At 70.0% G+C, this 16,838-nt stretch carries 14 protein-coding genes and 4 pseudogenes; 11 read left to right on the forward strand and 7 right to left on the reverse strand.

All coding sequences use genetic code 11. The features are described from left to right. Positions 1 to 73: 73 nt before the first annotated feature. From ACZ3TS_RS29840 to ACZ3TS_RS29850, 3 genes and pseudogenes are all read right to left on the reverse strand, one after another. Positions 74 to 844 (reverse strand): annotated as a pseudogene (locus ACZ3TS_RS29840) (aminotransferase class I/II-fold pyridoxal phosphate-dependent enzyme); the annotation flags it as partial. Positions 845 to 1,560: 716 nt separating this feature from the next. Continuing rightward, entirely contained in the window at positions 1,561 to 1,767 is a 207-nt protein-coding gene (locus tag ACZ3TS_RS29845; RefSeq protein WP_467624004.1) for a hypothetical protein, read from the reverse strand. Positions 1,768 to 2,131: 364 nt separating this feature from the next. Then, on the reverse strand, positions 2,132 to 2,530 hold the full coding sequence (locus tag ACZ3TS_RS29850; RefSeq protein WP_467624006.1) for a hypothetical protein: 399 nt from the start codon (positions 2,528 to 2,530) through the stop codon (positions 2,132 to 2,134). Between the two features lie 101 nt (positions 2,531 to 2,631). Here ACZ3TS_RS29850 and ACZ3TS_RS29855 point away from each other — a divergent pair. The 10 genes and pseudogenes from ACZ3TS_RS29855 to ACZ3TS_RS29900 form a co-directional block, all read left to right on the forward strand. Beyond that, positions 2,632 to 2,817 (forward strand): annotated as a pseudogene (locus tag ACZ3TS_RS29855) (helix-turn-helix transcriptional regulator); the annotation flags it as partial. Between the two features lie 7 nt (positions 2,818 to 2,824). After that, a pseudogene (locus ACZ3TS_RS29860) lies at positions 2,825 to 4,074 on the forward strand (tyrosine-type recombinase/integrase). Between the two features lie 936 nt (positions 4,075 to 5,010). Next, positions 5,011 to 5,568, forward strand: a complete 558-nt coding sequence (locus ACZ3TS_RS29865; RefSeq protein ID WP_467624007.1) for a DUF2617 family protein — start codon at positions 5,011 to 5,013, stop codon at positions 5,566 to 5,568. Positions 5,569 to 5,710: 142 nt separating this feature from the next. Continuing rightward, positions 5,711 to 7,363 (forward strand): polyamine aminopropyltransferase, encoded by a 1,653-nt coding sequence (locus ACZ3TS_RS29870; RefSeq protein WP_467624008.1) that lies wholly within the window; start codon positions 5,711 to 5,713, stop codon positions 7,361 to 7,363. A 78-nt stretch (positions 7,364 to 7,441) separates the two neighbouring features. Then, positions 7,442 to 8,356 carry an SRPBCC family protein gene (locus ACZ3TS_RS29875; protein ID WP_467624011.1) on the forward strand — a complete coding sequence of 305 codons (915 nt, stop codon included), beginning with the start codon at positions 7,442 to 7,444 and terminating at the stop codon, positions 8,354 to 8,356. Positions 8,357 to 8,422: 66 nt separating this feature from the next. Further along, a complete protein-coding gene (locus ACZ3TS_RS29880; protein WP_467624013.1) occupies positions 8,423 to 9,211 on the forward strand; it encodes an aldose epimerase family protein in 789 nt (262 codons plus the stop codon). Positions 9,212 to 9,256: 45 nt separating this feature from the next. Continuing rightward, on the forward strand, positions 9,257 to 9,805 hold the full coding sequence (gene pyrE / locus ACZ3TS_RS29885; RefSeq protein WP_467624014.1) for an orotate phosphoribosyltransferase: 549 nt from the start codon (positions 9,257 to 9,259) through the stop codon (positions 9,803 to 9,805). Between the two features lie 141 nt (positions 9,806 to 9,946). Next, the gene (fbaA, locus tag ACZ3TS_RS29890; protein WP_467624017.1) at positions 9,947 to 10,969 is read left to right on the forward strand and encodes a class II fructose-bisphosphate aldolase; all 1,023 of its coding nucleotides are present in this window, start codon (positions 9,947 to 9,949) and stop codon (positions 10,967 to 10,969) included. An 85-nt stretch (positions 10,970 to 11,054) separates the two neighbouring features. Then, positions 11,055 to 12,608, forward strand: coding sequence for an MFS transporter (locus ACZ3TS_RS29895; protein WP_467624019.1), 1,554 nt, complete (start codon positions 11,055 to 11,057; stop codon positions 12,606 to 12,608). A 67-nt stretch (positions 12,609 to 12,675) separates the two neighbouring features. Then, positions 12,676 to 12,942: pseudogene (locus ACZ3TS_RS29900) on the forward strand (DUF3151 domain-containing protein); the annotation flags it as partial. 95 nt (positions 12,943 to 13,037) lie between these two features. Here the strand turns inward: ACZ3TS_RS29900 and ACZ3TS_RS29905 are convergent. Further along, positions 13,038 to 13,457, reverse strand: coding sequence for a DUF3151 domain-containing protein (locus ACZ3TS_RS29905; RefSeq protein ID WP_467624020.1), 420 nt, complete (start codon positions 13,455 to 13,457; stop codon positions 13,038 to 13,040). Positions 13,458 to 13,579: 122 nt separating this feature from the next. Between ACZ3TS_RS29905 and ACZ3TS_RS29910 the strand changes: the two genes are divergently transcribed. Beyond that, a complete protein-coding gene (locus ACZ3TS_RS29910) occupies positions 13,580 to 15,028 on the forward strand; it encodes a recombinase family protein (protein ID WP_467624021.1) in 1,449 nt (482 codons plus the stop codon). A 150-nt stretch (positions 15,029 to 15,178) separates the two neighbouring features. Here the strand turns inward: ACZ3TS_RS29910 and ACZ3TS_RS29915 are convergent, their stop codons facing one another. The 3 genes from ACZ3TS_RS29915 to ACZ3TS_RS29925 form a co-directional block, all read right to left on the reverse strand. Next, positions 15,179 to 15,553 (reverse strand): hypothetical protein, encoded by a 375-nt coding sequence (locus ACZ3TS_RS29915; protein ID WP_467624023.1) that lies wholly within the window; start codon positions 15,551 to 15,553, stop codon positions 15,179 to 15,181. After that, positions 15,550 to 16,137 carry an ABC transporter ATP-binding protein gene (locus ACZ3TS_RS29920; protein ID WP_467624025.1) on the reverse strand — a complete coding sequence of 196 codons (588 nt, stop codon included), beginning with the start codon at positions 16,135 to 16,137 and terminating at the stop codon, positions 15,550 to 15,552. Before ACZ3TS_RS29920 ends, ACZ3TS_RS29915 begins: the two co-directional genes overlap by 4 nt. 111 nt (positions 16,138 to 16,248) lie before the next feature. Further along, complete coding sequence (locus ACZ3TS_RS29925; protein WP_467624027.1) at positions 16,249 to 16,803, reverse strand: hypothetical protein; 555 nt, start codon at positions 16,801 to 16,803, stop codon at positions 16,249 to 16,251. Positions 16,804 to 16,838 lie beyond the last annotated feature (35 nt).

Consider the following 16,838-nt stretch of genomic DNA (forward strand, 5'->3'; position numbering starts at 1 on the left):
GATCCTTCGGGGCCATCCTTGCCGATGCCCGACCGGGCGTTCACGCGACTAGCGCCCAATAGGTAGGTGAAAAAGCCTTGACCCAGCCGACCTTCCACCCGGTGAACGAGAAGGTCTTCCCGGCCGAGCCGATCGTGACGGTCCGCTCGTACATGCCCGAGAAGGTCGCCAGCGGCACGTGCTCGGCGTCGTCGACGACCAGGTGTTCGTACACCTCGTCGGTGACGACGAGCAGGTCGCGCTCGACGGCGAGGTCGGCGACCGCCTGGAGTTCCTCGCGGGTGAGCACGGTGCCGGTCGGGTTGTGCGGGGTGTTGACCAGCAGCAGCCGGGTGCGGTCGGTGACGGCGTCGCGCAGCTCGTCGAGGTCGAGCCGGAAACTGCCCTCGTACGGCCGCAGGGTGACGGGCACGCGCCTACCGCCCGCCATCGCGATGCAGGCGGCGTAGGAGTCGTAGTAGGGCTCGAAGGCGATCACCTCGTCGCCGGGCTCCAGGAGCGCCAGCAGAGCCGCGGCGATGGCCTCGGTCGCGCCCGCGGTGACCAGCACCTCGGTGTCGGGGTCGTACGACAGGCCGTAGAGCCGCTGCTGGTGCTCGGCGACGGCGCTGCGCAGCTCGGGGACGCCGGGTCCCGGCGGGTACTGGTTGCCGTGCCCGTCGCGCAGCGCCCGTACGGCGGCCTCGCGGACCTCCTCGGGGCCGTCGGTGTCGGGGAAGCCCTGCCCGAGGTTGATGGATCCCGTGCTCACCGCGAGAGCCGACATCTCGGCGAAGATCGTCGTCCCGAACTCGGCGAGCCGGCGGTTGAGGAGCGGGCGTGCGCTGGAGGTCATGGCCGCCATCCTGCGCCGAAGCTCTGGAGTTCCTCAACATGGCTTCGCGGAAGAACGCCTGCGGCGGGATCTGCCGAGCCATCTCTGACCAGGGGCAGCGCCGTCGACAACTGTCATCGTCTGTCGCCGTCGGCCGCCCTCGGACGGCCCACAGACGGCCCCGGATTCGATCGAGCCGAGCGGCGTACCCGAGGCGAGGCGATTCCCGCGCCCTGGGCGCCAACTGCCCATGGTCTAAGTCGTGACCACGCGGTCGGCGAAGCGGCTTTGGCCTGGAGCTTCCATGGCCGAGTCAAGCGCACCTGGCACAACGCAACTTGCTGCACCACTACCTACCCCAGCTCGCATCCCGTCCGCCGTCGACCCACACACCGTGGAGCGGGCGTGGTCCATGGCGTCCGGGTGAGCGCGCCACTGTACGAACGACCTGGACGCCATGGACCGCGTCTGCTCGGCTCTGCCTGGGGCGATGGCGGACGGGATGGGAGCTCCCCGCGCACGCCCCCATGGACCCGCAGACGGAAACGGCGCCCCCTCCATCCCGGTGCCGGCCGATCCCCCGCCGGAGGCGGACTACCTCGCTCGCCTAGCTCCCGCCCGCCGCGTGCTTCCGGGCCGACTCGGACCTAGCGTGCCCGACGGGTCGGCACAATCCCTGCGACTCTCCCGGCTACGCTCGCGCGGGAACGCCCCGCGGCGCGTGGCTGCGGGGCGCCTTGTGGGGTTTAGTCGATCTTCTCCCCGTTGTGCGTACCGCCCTTGCAGATGTTGTCCGCCAGATCGGGCGTTCCGCCGCCCTGCTTGCACTCAGAAGGGGTGACGTAGGATGGGGCACCCTGTGCGGTGGCGGTGGCGGTGGCGGCGCCTGTGAGGCCGAGTCCGGCGAAGGCTGTCGTGGCGATGACGGCGGCGAGGATTCGTCGAATGCGCATTTGGTTCCCCTTTCACGGATTGCCTCGGTTGGGGCACTACTCAGCTTGATCTTCACCCATGTGGGTGGCACGTCATGTTGCGCCATTCGGGTGACAGTGCTGTCGGGTGCGGGGTCGGTGACGCGACCCGTCGGACAGGCCCTAGAACGAAGAGAACACCCCGGCCGGATGGGTGGTCTCTTCGTTGTTCCGGAGGGGGCAGCGTCCGCAACCATCGTCTTGGCCGTGGGCCGCTCTATGCGGTGATCGACTCATGGCCACCGGCCGGAGGCAGGAGCGTCGCCCGGAGCGGAGCCGGGAAGCGCGCCCGGCGGAGCGGAGCGCAGCCGGGGCTTGAATGAGGTAGAGAAGCCCGTAACGGGGTCTAGCTCGTGCGGCTCAGCGCGGTCAGGTGATCAAGGTACTCACGGCCAGTCGGCTCTGCAGCAAAGTCGCGATTGACGATGGCTGCAAGCTCGCGGCTGACCATGAGCAGGGACGGCAGAGACTGCCGGTCGCCCTTCAGGGCCCACTCGCCGTAGTTGACGGCCTGGTCCAAGTCGCCCTGCCGTGCCGCGACCACACCGAGGGTGATCCTCGCCTCTGCCATCCGCATCGGCGATCGCTCGGAGCCGTCGAAGTCGGTGCCTGCCCGGATCACCTCGTGGGCGAGGTTTTCGGCGAACCGGTCTTCTCCGAGTAGCCGGTAGCAGTCCACGGCGTAGAAGTCGAACTTTGCCGGGTCCACCACGAAGTGGTGATCGAGGTTCTCCGGGTACGGCATCCCTTCGAGAAGCTTTCGGCCTCGGTCCAGTAGGAGATCCGACTGAACCGAGAGACAGCACGTGAAGCGCTGGCAGAGCTGGACGACTGGGGGGTGTGCGCATGAAGCGCCTGCCTGACCAGTACCTCACCCCGGAAGACCTCGTGGTCATGCTGCGTCTGCCCAGCGTCGAGACCGTCTACCAGGGGCGTCGTAAAGGCATCGGCCCGCGAGGCTTCCGCGTCGGCCGACATCTGCGCTTCGACCCGGAAGACGTGCGCGCCTGGGTCGAGTCCCTGATGGAGGGGCCGCCTGATGGCCGGACACGTCCAAGACCGCTGGTACAGGACCGAGACCGGGCCGGACGGCAAAACCCGCAAGGTCAAGAACGAACGGTGCGGCGTCGGCCTCCGCTACCGGGCCCGCTACGTCGGCCCGGACGGCACCGAGAAGTCCAAGAGCTTCCCCGACGACAAGAAGCGCCTCGCGGAGAAGTGGCTCAGTGCCATCGAGACGGACATGACGCGCGGTCAGTACACCGACCCCAAGTCCATGCAGATCACGTTCCGGCAGTACGCCGAGAAGTGGTTGGACAGCAAGACACCCAGCGCGACGGCCAGGAAGGAACTCGGTCGGCGCCTGAGGCTGCATACCTGCCCGGTGCTCGGCTCCCGGCCGGTCGGGACCTTCCGGCCTGAGCACATCAGGGAGTTCCTCGCTGTCCTGGAAGCGAAGCCCGGAGTGGGCCCTTCCTACGCCCGGAACATCTTCGCGGACGTTCAGTCGGTCCTGTCTGCCGCCGTTGATGACTCGCTGCTGTCGCGCAACCCGTGCGGCGCACGAAGCGTCCGGCGACCCAGGCCTGACGCGCGTCCCGTGGTCCCGTGGGCGCCCGCCCAGGTGTTCGCCGTTCGAGCGGCCCTTCTGGAGCGGTACCAAGCGATGGTCGATGTCGGCGCCGGATGCGGTCTGCGTCAGGGCGAGGTGTTCGGACTGGCCATCGACGCCGACGGGCGCACGCTCCATGTCGTCCGGCAGATCAAGCACGTGGAAGGGCACCGGGTCTTCGCTCTCCCCAAGGGCGGCAAGAAGCGGGACGTGCCGTTGCCTGACTCTGTGGCGCAAGCCCTCCGGGCGCACATGGACGCCTGCAAGCCCGTAGAGATCACGTTGCCGTGGGACGTGCCGGAGGAGCCGAAGGTGTCGCCCGGTTGATTTTCCCGGCTGAGCAAGGGGGCATGGTGTGGCGGAGCAACTTCAACGGCAAGGAGTGGAAGCCCGCTCTCGCGGTCGCGGGCCTCATCCCGGAAGCGGACGATGACGGCAAGTACGAATCCGCGCGCGAGCACGGCATGCACGCCCTCCGGCACTTCTACGCCTCCGCGTTGCTGGACGCGGGCGAGTACATCAAGGCCGTCAGCGAGTACATGGGGCATGCCGATCCGGCGCTGACACTGCGGGTGTACGCCCCCCTGACGCCCAGCCGCGAGCGTGCCCGGCGTGCCATCGACAGCGTGTTTGAGCGTGCCTCCCAGGAAGATCACGGCCCACAGGCGGCCCAGTGAGACCCTGACGGCCTCTGATCTGCCTTCTGTGCAGGTCAGGGGCCTTTTCTTTGCGTTGACCCTCAGAAGTTCCTCAACTCTGCTTTGGGGAGTGGGACGCGGGGGCATCCCCCGTGCACCCAGGAACACGAAGCAGCCCACGGGGGGCCGGTTCGGGGGATTCGAAAGGGGGACGTCGCCATGATCCTCGGTATCAGTCTGGCGATCATCTGCATCGGTTTCGTCGTGCGTCTCATCGTTGTCGGCCGCAGGCACGACAAGGTTCGCGCGATGCGGCGCGAGCGCCTCAGGACGGGGGCGCGGGGGACGTCGCGCAGCCGCGGCGGCAGCAGCGACAGCGCAAGCAGCTGGTGGGCCGCGGGAGCCGCCGGCGACTTGTCGTCCGGCGAGCACCACTCGGGCGGCCACCACTCGTGCGGCGGGGGCCACTCGTCCTGTGGGTCGTCGTGCGGCGGGGGCGGATGCGGCGGAGGCAGCTGACACGGGGCAGCCGAGCTTCGCGGGGGACGCGTCCGGGTGCGCCGAGTGCCCGCCGCAGGTATTCCGGCGGGCACTCGGCAGGCCACTCGGCCAGGGGGGCGCGAGGGCGCACGCTATAGGCGCTCGGTGCTGAACGCGCGCTCACGGCTTTCTCGCGTAAGCGCCTCCGACCTGCGCATCAATACGCCCGGCGTACGCGGTAGTTGAACAGTTGCACTGTGGAGCCCCCGGTGGGATGGAAACCCTACGAACTTGGGTAAAAACGCTGTGGCGGTGCCACAGTTCATGATTCCCTTTCAACCACCGACGCAGCCCTTGGACGCCCGTCCTGCAGGCGTCTCGCCCGTCCGGGCCGACCCGGACGGCGTGCCGACTGGCTGAGCCGGCCGAACCTCCGGTGCCGACCGGAGAGCGCCGGAACCCCTCCCCTTTTTTGCGTGCTAGCGGAGCCGATCCATGCTCACGACCCTGAACACCTCCTACACCGACACGCGCGCGGCCGACCTCGCCTGGACCCTGGGCCGCGAGCCGCTGCCCGCTCTCGCCACACTCGACCTGGAACTCGAGGGTGCCCAGCTCCAGTTGAGACTCCTCGGCGCGTCCCACCAGGTACTCCTGGAGGAGGAGCGGGGCACGTGCTCGGAGACGGTGGCGTGCATCGCGGGCTCCAGCACACCCCTGCCGCTGGCTGTCGCCAAGCGGGTCGGCGACTGGGAGTACGAGTTCGCGGCACGGGTCGAGGTCCTGTCCCCCGGCTCCTTCGCGGGCCGCGCCCAGGAGCTGCTGGCCCTGGTCTCCGACCATCCCAACGGCCTGGCCGGCGTCTTCCCCGGCAGCCCGCACGCGTTCACGGCCATGCTGGCCCAGCGCCACGAGGGCCAGGTGCACTGGCGCACCTGGCACGCGTATCCGCAGGACGGCCAGCTGGTGGCGACCAGGACGCGGGTCGGGGTGAAAGTGCCGGCGGCACGGCCCGGTCCCGCCCCGGCGCAACTGAGCCCGTCCGGCGTCTGAGGCGAGGCCACGGGCCGGTCACCGGGTGCGGGGACGGCAGCCCGCCGGGGCGGTCGCCCGGGCCCCGGGGTGCCGGACACCCCGGCAGTTCCACACGTGTGGGTGACAGGGAGCAGCGCGAGTGTGACGTAGCGTTCCGAGCGTGATCGAACCGCACGCGCCCGCACCACCCGGCGCGCCACCCCCCTGGGGCGACGGCCGCCGGAGCCAGGCGCGGCTGCCCGTACGCCCCGGCACCGGACGCTTCCTCGTGCTCTCCGGGGTGTTCGTCTGCGCGGCCTGCGGTCTCGTGTACGAACTCGAACTCGTCGCCCTCGCCTCGTACTTGATCGGCGACTCGGTCACCCAGGCCTCGGTCGTGCTCTCGGTGATGGTCTTCGCGATGGGCGTCGGCTCGCTGGCCGCGAAGCGGCTCCGCTGCCGCGCCGCGGCCGGCTTCGGCGCGGTGGAGGCCGCGCTCGCCCTCGTCGGCGGCTGCAGCGCGATGGCCCTGTACGCGGTCTTCGCCTGGACCGGCGACTGGGGCGGTGTCTGGTCCGGCGGCCCGCGCTGTCTGCTGGTCGCCTTCTCCCTGGCGATCGGCCTGCTCATCGGCGCCGAGGTGCCGCTGCTGATGGAGCTGATCCAGCGCATCCGCCGCCAGGACGCGGGCGGCGCGGTCGCCGACCTGTTCGCGGCGGACTACGTGGGCGCGCTGGTCGGCGGGCTCGCCTTCCCCTTCCTCCTCCTCCCGCAGCTCGGCCAGCTGACGGGCGCCCTGCTCACCGGCGCGATCAACGCCGTCGCGGGCGGTGCCCTCGTCCTCGGTCTGTTCCGGCGGGACCTTTCCCGGCGCGGCCGCTGGCTGCTCCTCGTCGCCAACCTCGTCGTGCTGGGCGTGCTCGCCGCGGCGGCCGTCCTCGTCGACGACTTCGAACGGGCGGCACGCCAGGCGGTCTACGGGGGGCACGTGCGGGTCGCGCTGCGGACCGGCGTCCAGGAGGTGGTGCTGAGCGGCGGAACCCACGGACGTCCCCTCGCCCTGTTCCTCGACGGGCGGCTGCGGGTGAGCGGCCGGGACGAGCGTCTCTACCACGAGGCGCTCGTGCACCCCGCGATGAGCGACGGACCGCACGCGCGCGTGCTCGTCCTGGGCGGCGGCGACGGCCTGGCGGCGCGCGAGGTGCTGCGCCACCCGGGGGTGGAGCGGGTCGACGTGATCGAGCCGGATCCGGCGCTGGTCCGCCTCGCCCGCAGCGACCCGGCCCTGTCCGCACTGAACGACCACGCCTTCGCCGATCCGCGCGTCCATGTGCGCACGGCCGACGCGTTCCGCTGGCTCAGGCACACCCGGCGGACCTACGACGTGGTGATCGCCGACCTTCCCGATCCCGGCATCACGGCGAGTACGAAGCTGTACTCGCAGGAGTTCTACGGCTTGGCCCGCCGGGTGCTCACGACCGGTGGCCGGCTGGTGGTGCACGCGGGCCCGGTGACCTCCCGCCCGCGTGTCTTCTGGACGGTCGAGGCGACGGTGAGGGCCGCGGACCTGCGTACGGCCCCGTACCGCGTCGGGGGCCGCGCCTCCGGCCCCACGGCGGGGCCGGACCGCCCGGCGGGCGCGGCCGGCACACCGGACGACTGGGGCTTCGTGCTCGCCGCCCGCACCCGCCCCGCCCTGACCCTGGACCCCCACGAGCCGCGCCTGCGCACGCTGACCCCGGCGTCGCTGCGGGCGGACGCGCGGGCGGCGGCGCGCACCTGGGTGCCGGGCCTGCCGCCGTCGACGCTGGTGCACCCGAGGTATTGCGACTGAGCGGCCCGGCTCCCCTGCCGTGGCGAATCCCGTGATGCAGGGGTGCGGTTCGGGCGCCGCTGGGTAGGCTCGGCTGGTATGGAGCATGAGGTGTTCGTTCCGGTTCCTGCCGAGCGGCTCGGAAAGGCGCTGGCCGATCCCGCCCGGGTGGCCCGCGCGGTCCCCGGGCTCCAGCAGGACCCGGACATGGAGTCCGTCGCCGGCCGGCTGAAGGTACGCGTCGCCGGTCACACGATCACCTATCGCGGCGCACTGCGGGTCGCGGGCCAGGAGGACGGCTCGTACGCCGTGGAGGGCGAGGGGACGGAGGTCCGCGGCACCGGCACGGTGAAGCTGTCCCTGTCGGTACGCCTTCGCCCGGCCGAGGGCGGCACGACGGTCGCGTTCACGGGCACGGCCACGGGCGACGGCCGGATCGCGGAACTGCCCGGGGACGCGGTGGCAGCGGCGGGGGCACGGTTGTTGGGCCGCTTCGTGGAGAGCCTGGGGACGCAGGAGACGGCGACGGGGGCCGAGGCGGCGTCAAACGCGGCTGACGACACGTCAGGGAGGGCAGCCGCCAAGGAAAGCGCGACGGAGCAGACACCCGCCGAGGAGCCGAGGGCCGCGCCGGGCCGGAGGTCCGCCGAGGCGCCGGAGGAACCCCCCGAAGCGCCGGTCGAACCTCAGGCCGCCCCGTCGGCGTACGACACCGAGGTCCCCCCGTCGTCCCTCGACCCCTTCGCCGACGAGGACGAGTCCGAGGGCGGCCTCGGCCCGGACGACTTCGACGGCGAGGGAGAACCTCCCGCCGAGGCGGCACATGCCCGGCGCACGATGATCGGCCGGAGCGCCGAAGAGGTCGACCACGCGCCTCCGCGTGGCCGCTACGCACCCGTCCCCGCCCCGGAGACCATGACGGCCACCGCGACCCTGCGCTGGGCGGCCCCGGCGGCGGCCCTGATCGTCGCGTCGGCGATCGTGGCGGGCCGGCTGCTGCGCCGCCGCCGCTGACCCGCGGGGCACGGCACACCAGGCGCTGTCGTACGCCCCCTTGATCGGCCAAGTAGGGTCGGCCTCGTGAGTAACGACGAGATCACGTTGGCCGCGGGAGACGCGGAAGTCGTGCTGGCACCGGGGAACGGCGGGCGCGTCCGGAGCCTGCGCCTCGGCGGCACGGAGCTGCTGCGGCAGGGTGAGCGCTTCGGGTGCTTCCCCATGGTCCCCTGGTGCGGTCGGATCCGGGACGGCATGTTCCGCGACGGTGGCACGGTCCACCGGATGCCCCTCAACTCCCCGCCGCACGCCATTCACGGCACCGTGCGGGACGGCGCCTGGCGGGTGGCCCGCGCCGACCGCGTCGAGGCCGCCCTCACCTACGACCTGGTCGCCCCCTGGCCCTACGCGGGCCGCGTCACCCAGCTCGTCACGCTCACCGAGGACTCTCTGACGCTGACCATGTCCGTGGAGACGTACGACTCCTCGTTCCCGGCGCAGATCGGCTGGCACCCCTGGTTCAACCGCACCCTCGGCGGAGAGGACGTGCGCATCGACTTCAGCCCCGCCTGGCAGGAGGAGCGCGGCGACGACCACCTGCCCACCGGCAACCGCATCGACCCGAAGCCGGGCCCCTGGGACGACTGTTTCGGGATGCCCGGTGGCGTCGACGTCACCCTCACCTGGCCCAGCCGGCTGGAGCTGAGGGTCACCAGCCGCGAGGAGTGGGTGGTGGTGTACGACGAGCAGCGGGAGGCGGTGTGCGTGGAGCCGCAGACCGGTCCGCCCAACGGCCTCAACACCCTTCCGCGCCTGGTCACCCCCATCGAGCCGCTGGAGGCCACCACGACGTGGACCTGGCGCCGTCTGTAGGCGTGGGGAGTTCCAGGGTCCGGGCGCGCGCTTAAGCTGACTCGTATGAGTGACGTACGCGGCGCGCTGCTGCAGCAGATCAAGGACAAGGCCGTGGTGCACGGCAAGGTGACTTTGTCGTCGGGCAAGGAAGCCGACTACTACATCGACCTTCGCCGCATCACCCTTGACGGTGTGGCCGCCCCCCTGGTCGGTCAGGTCATGCTCGACCTGACCGCCGACCTCGACTACGAGGCGGTCGGCGGCCTGACCCTGGGTGCCGACCCGGTGGCGACCTCGATGCTGCATGCCTCCGCGGCCCGCGGGAAGGTGCTCGACGCGTTCGTCGTCCGCAAAGCCGGTAAGGCCCACGGCCTGCAGCGCCGCATCGAGGGTGCCGACGTCAAGGGCCGCCGGGTGCTGGCCGTCGAGGACACCTCCACCACCGGCGGCTCGGTGCTGACCGCCGTGGAGGCGCTGCGGGAGGCCGGCGCCGAGGTCGTCGCGGTGGCCACGATCGTGGACCGTGCCACGGGGGCGGCCGAGGCCGTCGCCGACAAGGCAGGGGTGCCCTACCTGTATGCCTACTCGAAGGACGACCTGGGTCTGGAGTGACGACGCGCGGTTATCCACAGGCTGGACAGGGTGTCCGAAGCATCCGGTCAAGTCTGGAAAGATGGGGCCGACGATGACGTCGCACCCTAGGTCAGGGCCGTAAGTACGCAGAACGCACCCGCACATACAAGGAGCGGACAGATGCCCATCGCAACCCCCGAGGTCTACAACGAGATGCTCGACCGGGCGAAGGCAGGCAAGTTCGCCTACCCGGCCATCAACGTGACCTCGTCCCAGACCCTGCACGCTGCCCTGCGCGGCTTCGCGGAGGCCGAGAGCGACGGCATCGTCCAGATCTCGACGGGCGGCGCCGAGTTCCTGGGCGGCCAGTACAGCAAGGACATGGTGACCGGTGCCGTGGCCCTGGCCGAGTTCGCGCACATCGTCGCCGAGAAGTACCCGGTCAACGTGGCCCTGCACACGGACCACTGCCCGAAGGACAAGCTCGACGGGTACGTGCGTCCGCTGCTCGCCATCTCCGAGGAGCGCGTGGCCCGCGGCGAGAACCCGCTCTTCCAGTCCCACATGTGGGACGGCTCGGCGGAGACCCTCTCCGACAACCTGAAGATCGCTCAGGAGCTGCTGGAGCGCACCCGCGCCGCCAAGATCATCCTCGAGGTGGAGATCACCCCCACCGGCGGTGAGGAGGACGGTGTCACCCACGAGATCAACGACTCGCTCTACACCACGGTCGACGACGCGATCCGCACCGCGGAGGCGCTGGGCCTGGGCGAGAAGGGCCGCTACCTGCTGGCCGCCTCGTTCGGCAACGTGCACGGTGTGTACAAGCCGGGCAACGTCGTTCTCCGCCCCGAACTGCTGAAGGAGCTGAGCGAGGGCGTCGCCGCCAAGTTCGGCAAGCCCTCCCCGTTCGACTTCGTCTTCCACGGCGGCTCCGGCTCCAGCGAGCAGGAGATCTTGACCGCGCTGGAGAACGGCGTGGTCAAGATGAACATCGACACGGACACGCAGTACGCCTTCACGCGTCCGGTCGCCGACCACATGTTCAAGAACTACGACGGCGTCCTGAAGGTCGACGGCGAGGTCGGCTCCAAGAAGACCTACGACCCGCGCACCTGGGGCAAGCTGGCGGAGACGTCGATGTCCAAGCGCGTCATCGAGGCCTGCGGCCACCTGCGCTCGACCGGCACGAAGATCAAGTAACCGCGGTTCACGACGAGCCCGGCCTTGCGGCGCCGGGCTCGTCGGAGACCTGGCTCAAAGACAGCCGACGCGGGATGATCCGAACATGGCTGTCACCGCACAGCGGGCCCCCGCCGTCAGGATCGGCTCCGCGCAGGGCAAGTGGATCCTCCTGACGACCGTGCTCGGTTCGAGCATGGCCCTGCTGGACTCCACCGTCGTCAATGTCGCCCTGCCCCGCATCGGCGACGACCTCGACGCGAGCCTCGCCGCCCTCCAGTGGACCGTCAACGCCTACATGGTCACGCTGGCCGGTCTGATCCTCCTCGGCGGCGCCCTCGGCGACCACTTCGGCCGCCGCAAGATCTTCGTCATCGGCGTCGTCTGGTTCGCGAGCGCCTCCCTGCTCTGCGGCCTCGCCCCGAGCGCGGGTGTCCTCATCGCCGCGCGTGCCCTGCAGGGCATCGGCGGCGCCCTCCTGACCCCCGGCTCGCTCGCGCTCATACAGGCGTCCTTCCACCCGGACGACCGCGCACGGGCGGTCGGTCTGTGGTCCGGTTTCGGCGGCATCGGCGCCGCCGTCGGCCCCTTCCTCGGCGGCTGGCTGGTGGACGGCCCCGGCTGGCGCTGGGTCTTCCTCCTCAACGTCCCGCTGGCCCTGCTCTGCGCGCCCATTGCCGTGCGGCACGTACCGGAATCGGCTGGTGGCCCTTCCCGCTCAGAGGGTTCCCCCCGCTTGAGCAAAGCCGAGAGCGGGGGAGGCCGCTCGCACGGACACTTCGACGTCCTCGGTGCCGCCCTCGGCGCCCTGGCCCTCGCCCTCGTGACCTACGCCCTGATCGAGGCGCGCGGCGGCTCGCTGGCCGTCGCCCTCACGGCGGTCGCGGGCCTGGCCGCGGGCGTGGCGTTCGTGTACGTCGAAAAGCACCGCTCCGACCCGATGATGCCGCTCGACATCTTCGCGTCCCGTCAGTTCACAGCGGTCAACCTGGTGACCCTCTGCGTCTACGCGGCCTTCGGCGGCTTCTTCTTCCTCACCGCGCTCCAGCTCCAGGTGGTGGCGGGCTACTCGCCGCTGCGGGCCGGTACGGCCCTGCTGCCGACGACTGTTCTGATGCTCCTCTTCTCGTCCCGCTCGGGTGCCCTCGCCGAGCGCATCGGACCGCGCATCCCGCTCACCGTCGGCCCGCTGCTCTGCGCGGCCGGCATGCTGCTGATGCTGCGCGTCGGAAAGGACGCCTCGTACGTCGCCGATGTCCTGCCCGCTCTGCTGGTCATGGGCGCGGGCATGGTCACCCTGGTCGCACCGCTGACCGCAACCGTGCTGGCCTCGGTGGACACCGGCCGGGCGGGCCTGGCCAGCGGCATCAACAACGCGGCGGCCCGCGCGGCCGGACTGGTCGCGGTGGCCGCGCTGCCGCTGCTCACCGGGATGGGCCCGGATGCGTACCGCTCGGCGGACGCGTTCGACGCCGCCTTCCGCCGGGCGATGCCGCTGTGCGCGATCGTCCTGGTGGCCGGGTCGGTGGTCGCCCTCGCGACCGTGCGCCGTCCGGTGCCGGACTGCCGCCGTCCCGAGTGCCGGACGCACAGCTGCGTGACGGCGCCGCCGCTGGAGCCGGAACGGGGCACCAGGCCCGACGCCGGTCCGGCTTCGTGACCGCGGTGCTCTCCCCGCCCGACGTGCGCAACCGTCGGCGATCAAGGGCAATGCCTCACACTGGATCATGACCCTTCACGAGAACCTTCTCGGGGGCCCGCCCCCGACCCACCTCCCCGACGACCCGGAGCCGCGTGAGCTCCTCGCGAGCGGCACGGCGCCCGCCGACGTCGCCGCCAAGCACCCCGCCTCCTCGCTCGCCTGGGCCCAGCTGGCCGACGACGCGTTCGAGCGGGGCGCGGTCGTCGAGTCGTACGCCTACGCGCGTACGGGCTACCACCGGGGCCTGGACGCCCTGCGGCGCAGCGGCTGGAAGGGGCACGGTCCCATCCCCAGGAGAATGGCGCTACATGTAATCGTGCAGTTTCTGCATTCCGTGCCGCCACCGCTGTCTGAGTGACGGCGGCACAGACGTTTCAGCTGCGGTGACTACCGCTTCAGCTCCGTGTATGCCTCGGCGCTGCTGTCCTTGAGGAACTGCCAGCAACGCTCCGCCTCGTCCTTCTCGTTGATCTCGCCCGCGGCGCGAGCGAGGGCGGCGAGGCAGCGCAGGAACCCGCGATTGGCCCGGTGGTCCCAAGGGATGGGGCCATGTCCCTTCCACCCGGCCCGGCGCAGCGCGTCCAGACCGCGGTGATAGCCGGTGCGCGCGTACGCGTACGACTCGACCACTCGCCCTGCCTCGAAGGCGTCGTCCGCGAGCATCGCCCAGGCGAGCGAGAACGTCGGATGCTTCGCCGCGACCTCGGCCGGGGGCTGGGACTCTTCGCCCAGCAGGCGGTACGCGTCTTCGTTCTCCGGCAGGTAGGTCGGGTCCGGGCCGCCGAGCAGATTCTTGTGCGTCGTCATGGAAGCAGTCTGCCATTTGAGGAGGGGCGTCCGGGACGCCTCCACGGAATATCGGCCGTGGGCCGGGCGGATATGAGAATGGCGCTTGATGTACCTGATCGCGATATGCGACGATCCGGCGCATGGCGGCACGACGGGGGTCCTCTGGGGCCATACAGGTGGGCATCTACACCCGGATGAGCAAGGACGACGAGGCCGAGGGGCTGGGCGTCGCGCGGCAGGAGGAGGACTGCCGACTGCACTGCGCTGCCCGGGGGTGGGAGGTCGCCAAGGTCTACGAGGACAACGACCTCTCCGCGTACAAGCGCAAGACGGTACGCCCCGAGTTCCGGCAGATGCTGGAAGACCTGAAGGCCGGGAGGATCGACGGGGTCGTCGTCTGGGACATCGACCGCTTCACGCGGCAGCCGCGTGAACTGGAGGCGTGGATCGACGAGTACGAGGATGCCGAGCGCCGGAAGCGTCACCTCGTCTTCGCCTCCGTGTCGGCCTCGGACATCGACCTGTCCACGGAGAACGGCCGGTTCATCGCGCGGATCAAGGTCACCATCGCCAACAAGTCCTCGGCGGACACCTCACGGCGTACGAAGCGCAAGCACCTGGAACTGGCCGCGCAGGGCAAGCTCCCCGGCGGCCGGGCACCGTACGGATGGAACCGCGAAGACCGCAGGACGCTGGTGCCGGAAGAGGCCGAGTACCTCCGCAAGGCGGTGAAGGACTTCCTGGGCGGCGTCCGTTGGGCGTCGATCGCGCGGGAGTGGCGAGACAAGGGGGTGAGGTCGCACAGCGGCGGTCTCTTCGACGACTCCAAGATCAAGCGGATGCTGATGAACCCGCGGATCTGCGGCTACCGGATGCACCAGGGTGAGCTGTTCCTGGACGAGCGCGGTGAGCCCGTCGTCGGCGACTGGGAGCCGATCGTCACCCCCGACGACTGGTACCTGCTCACGGAGAAGGTGCGGCGGGAGTCGGACGGACGGGCCGCACGAGACAACGCCACCAAGTACCTGCTCTCCGGCATCGCCCGGTGCGGGCGGTGTGGTGCGAAGATGCGGGCGTTCCCCTCGTACCGGAAGTCGAAGACGTCATCGCAGTTCAAGTACGCGTGCCCCGGTAAGAACGACGGGGGATGTGGGGGAGTGGCCAGGGCGGGCGAACCGGTCGACCGCCTCATCAGGAACGCCGTGTTCCTCAGCTCGGACAAGGCGCTCACGAACGTCCGTGAGCGCGCGCCTGAATGGACCAAGGAAGAGCAACTGGCCTCCCTGGAGCGGGACATGGCCGAGTTCAAGCAAGCGTGGCAGGAGAAGCGGATGTCGGCCGCCCGTTACATCGCGCTCACCGAGGACCTGGAGAAGCAGATCGCGGAGCTGCACCGGGAGCGGGCCCTGCATCGCGCGGAGGCCGCGACCTTCGCCGTCGGCCCCATCGACATACGGGAACGGTGGGAGAAGCTGACCATCGAGCAGCAGCGCGCCGCCGTCCTCAAGGTCTTCCGCGCGGTCATCGTCAAGCCCGCTTCGAACGGACCGATCTTCGACCCGGCGGACATCGAGCCAGTGCTCAGGTGACAGACGGAAGCCGGGCCCCCGTTGCGACTGGGGACCCGGCTTCGTTCGTTCACGCCCGGTCTATGCCGAAGATCCGGAGCAGGTCGTCGACCCACTCCTCGTCCCGGTCAGGGAGCTGAGCCTCTACTCGGCGCAGCCACTCATCCTCAGTCAAAGAGCCCGACCTCCCGCGTCGAACGCGGCGACCAGGGCTTGCAGGGAGAGGTTGTTGACCGCTCTGGGATAGCCGCGCGAGGTCGTGTGGATCAGCGAGAGAGCGTCCTCGGTGAACAGCTGGTCCGGACGGCCCCTGATCTTCAGGTGGTGGGCGACGTAGCTGGTCGTCTCGGTGGAGGTCATGCCCGGCATCGTGTAACGCAGGGCGGTCCGCTGCTCGAGTGCGGCCAGGACGGCGAGCTTCGGGCGGGCAAGAGCGAACTGCGGCAGCTGAGCAAGTCGGGGCTGTACCAGCGGGCCACTGAGCAGAACGTCCCCGGCCGCTCGAAGATGAGCCGGGAGGACCTCATCGACGCCCAGTGCGCTCACGCAGACAATGCGGGACTGGGCTCTACCGACGTAAGACCAGACGCCCCGCCCACCACGAACACCGCGTCGCAGCGGTCGCGCACGGATTCGTCGTGGGTGGCGATGACGACCGTACAGCCGTTCTTGCTCATCTCGCGGAGGATGTCGACGACCATAGTGGTGTTGTCGTGGTCGAGGGCGCCGGTCGGTTCGTCCGCGAGGACGATGGACGGTTGCTGGAGCATGAGGCGGGCCAGGGCTACGCGCTGCTGCTCGCCGCCGCTGAGGTAGTGGATCTTCTCTTTCTCCCGGCCCGAGAGGCCGACCCGGTCGAGGACCTCGGCGATGGTGGTGTTGCCCTGGGCGCGACGGGGCTTGAGAGCGATCTCCAGGTTCTCGGAGACGGTGGCGTTGTCGATCAGGGCGTAGCTCTGAAAGAGATAGCCGAGTTCGTTGCGGCGGAAGCGGCGGGTCTCGTTCCGGCCGAGCTTGGTGATGTCCTTGCCCTGGTAGCGGATGGCGCCGGACCTTGGTTTGTCGAGCAGGCCGAGGCAGTTCAGTAGGGTGGACTTGCCCGAGCCGCTGGGGCCGGTGAGGGCGAGCATCTCACCGCGGGTGATGTGGAGGGTGAGGCCGGACCACAGGGTGCGGGATCCGAAGACTTCGACACGTTTTCGATTTCGATCATGATCGTGCTCCTGCTCGGTGTCTTGGGTTCACGCTTCGGTCGCGCCTTCTTTGACGATGCGCCGGTGGAACGCCGCCAGAGCGAGGAGCACAGCGCAGAACTCCATGGCGACAACCCCGCCGATGACTGTGATGTCTAGCGCTTTGAGCTGGACGGGCGGGAACGGAAGCGGGATGCCCGCGGCGGCGAGCTCCGCGAGTTCCTGGTTCTTGCGCCAGGCCCCCATGGGGACCCAGATGGCCAGGAGGACGGCGAAGGCGCCTTCGATGATGAGCATGAAGCGGTGGGTGGCGGTGAAGCGCCAGCCGCTGATGTGCTGGACGAAGATCGCCTGGGCATTCTTTCGAGAGTAGACGATGCAGGCGCCGACGCCGGTAATCAGGAGCACGGCTACGACCACGGTCAGGTTGAACAGTTGGAGGCGGAGTTCGTTGACCGCGTCCCGGAGCTGGATTGAGAAGGCTTGGCTGATGGGGCGCACGGAAGTGACGTAGGTGTGCAGCCTGCCGGAGCCGATGGCGGCCAGGGCGTCGAAGCGGTCGGGGAAGACGACGCCTTCGTGGGTGGCGAGCGCGGTGTACAAAGTCGTCCAGCCCTCGCACGAACAGGAATGCCAGC

The sequence above is a fragment of the Streptomyces sp. NPDC022910 genome (assembly GCF_055561075.1).

What these genes read in the sequence shown, in the direction of transcription:
- ACZ3TS_RS29845 (WP_467624004.1), bottom strand. Translation starts at nt 1,767, where the DNA reads ATGCGCATTCGACGAATCCTCGCCGCCGTCATCGCCACGACAGCCTTC.
- ACZ3TS_RS29850 (WP_467624006.1), bottom strand. Translation starts at nt 2,530, where the DNA reads ATGCCGTACCCGGAGAACCTCGATCACCACTTCGTGGTGGACCCGGCA.
- ACZ3TS_RS29865 (WP_467624007.1), top strand. Translation starts at nt 5,011, where the DNA reads ATGCTCACGACCCTGAACACCTCCTACACCGACACGCGCGCGGCCGAC.
- ACZ3TS_RS29875 (WP_467624011.1), top strand. Translation starts at nt 7,442, where the DNA reads ATGGAGCATGAGGTGTTCGTTCCGGTTCCTGCCGAGCGGCTCGGAAAG.
- pyrE (WP_467624014.1), top strand. Translation starts at nt 9,257, where the DNA reads ATGAGTGACGTACGCGGCGCGCTGCTGCAGCAGATCAAGGACAAGGCC.
- fbaA (WP_467624017.1), top strand. Translation starts at nt 9,947, where the DNA reads ATGCCCATCGCAACCCCCGAGGTCTACAACGAGATGCTCGACCGGGCG.
- ACZ3TS_RS29895 (WP_467624019.1), top strand. Translation starts at nt 11,055, where the DNA reads ATGGCTGTCACCGCACAGCGGGCCCCCGCCGTCAGGATCGGCTCCGCG.
- ACZ3TS_RS29905 (WP_467624020.1), bottom strand. Translation starts at nt 13,457, where the DNA reads ATGACGACGCACAAGAATCTGCTCGGCGGCCCGGACCCGACCTACCTG.
- ACZ3TS_RS29910 (WP_467624021.1), top strand. Translation starts at nt 13,580, where the DNA reads ATGGCGGCACGACGGGGGTCCTCTGGGGCCATACAGGTGGGCATCTAC.
- ACZ3TS_RS29920 (WP_467624025.1), bottom strand. Translation starts at nt 16,137, where the DNA reads ATGCTCGCCCTCACCGGCCCCAGCGGCTCGGGCAAGTCCACCCTACTG.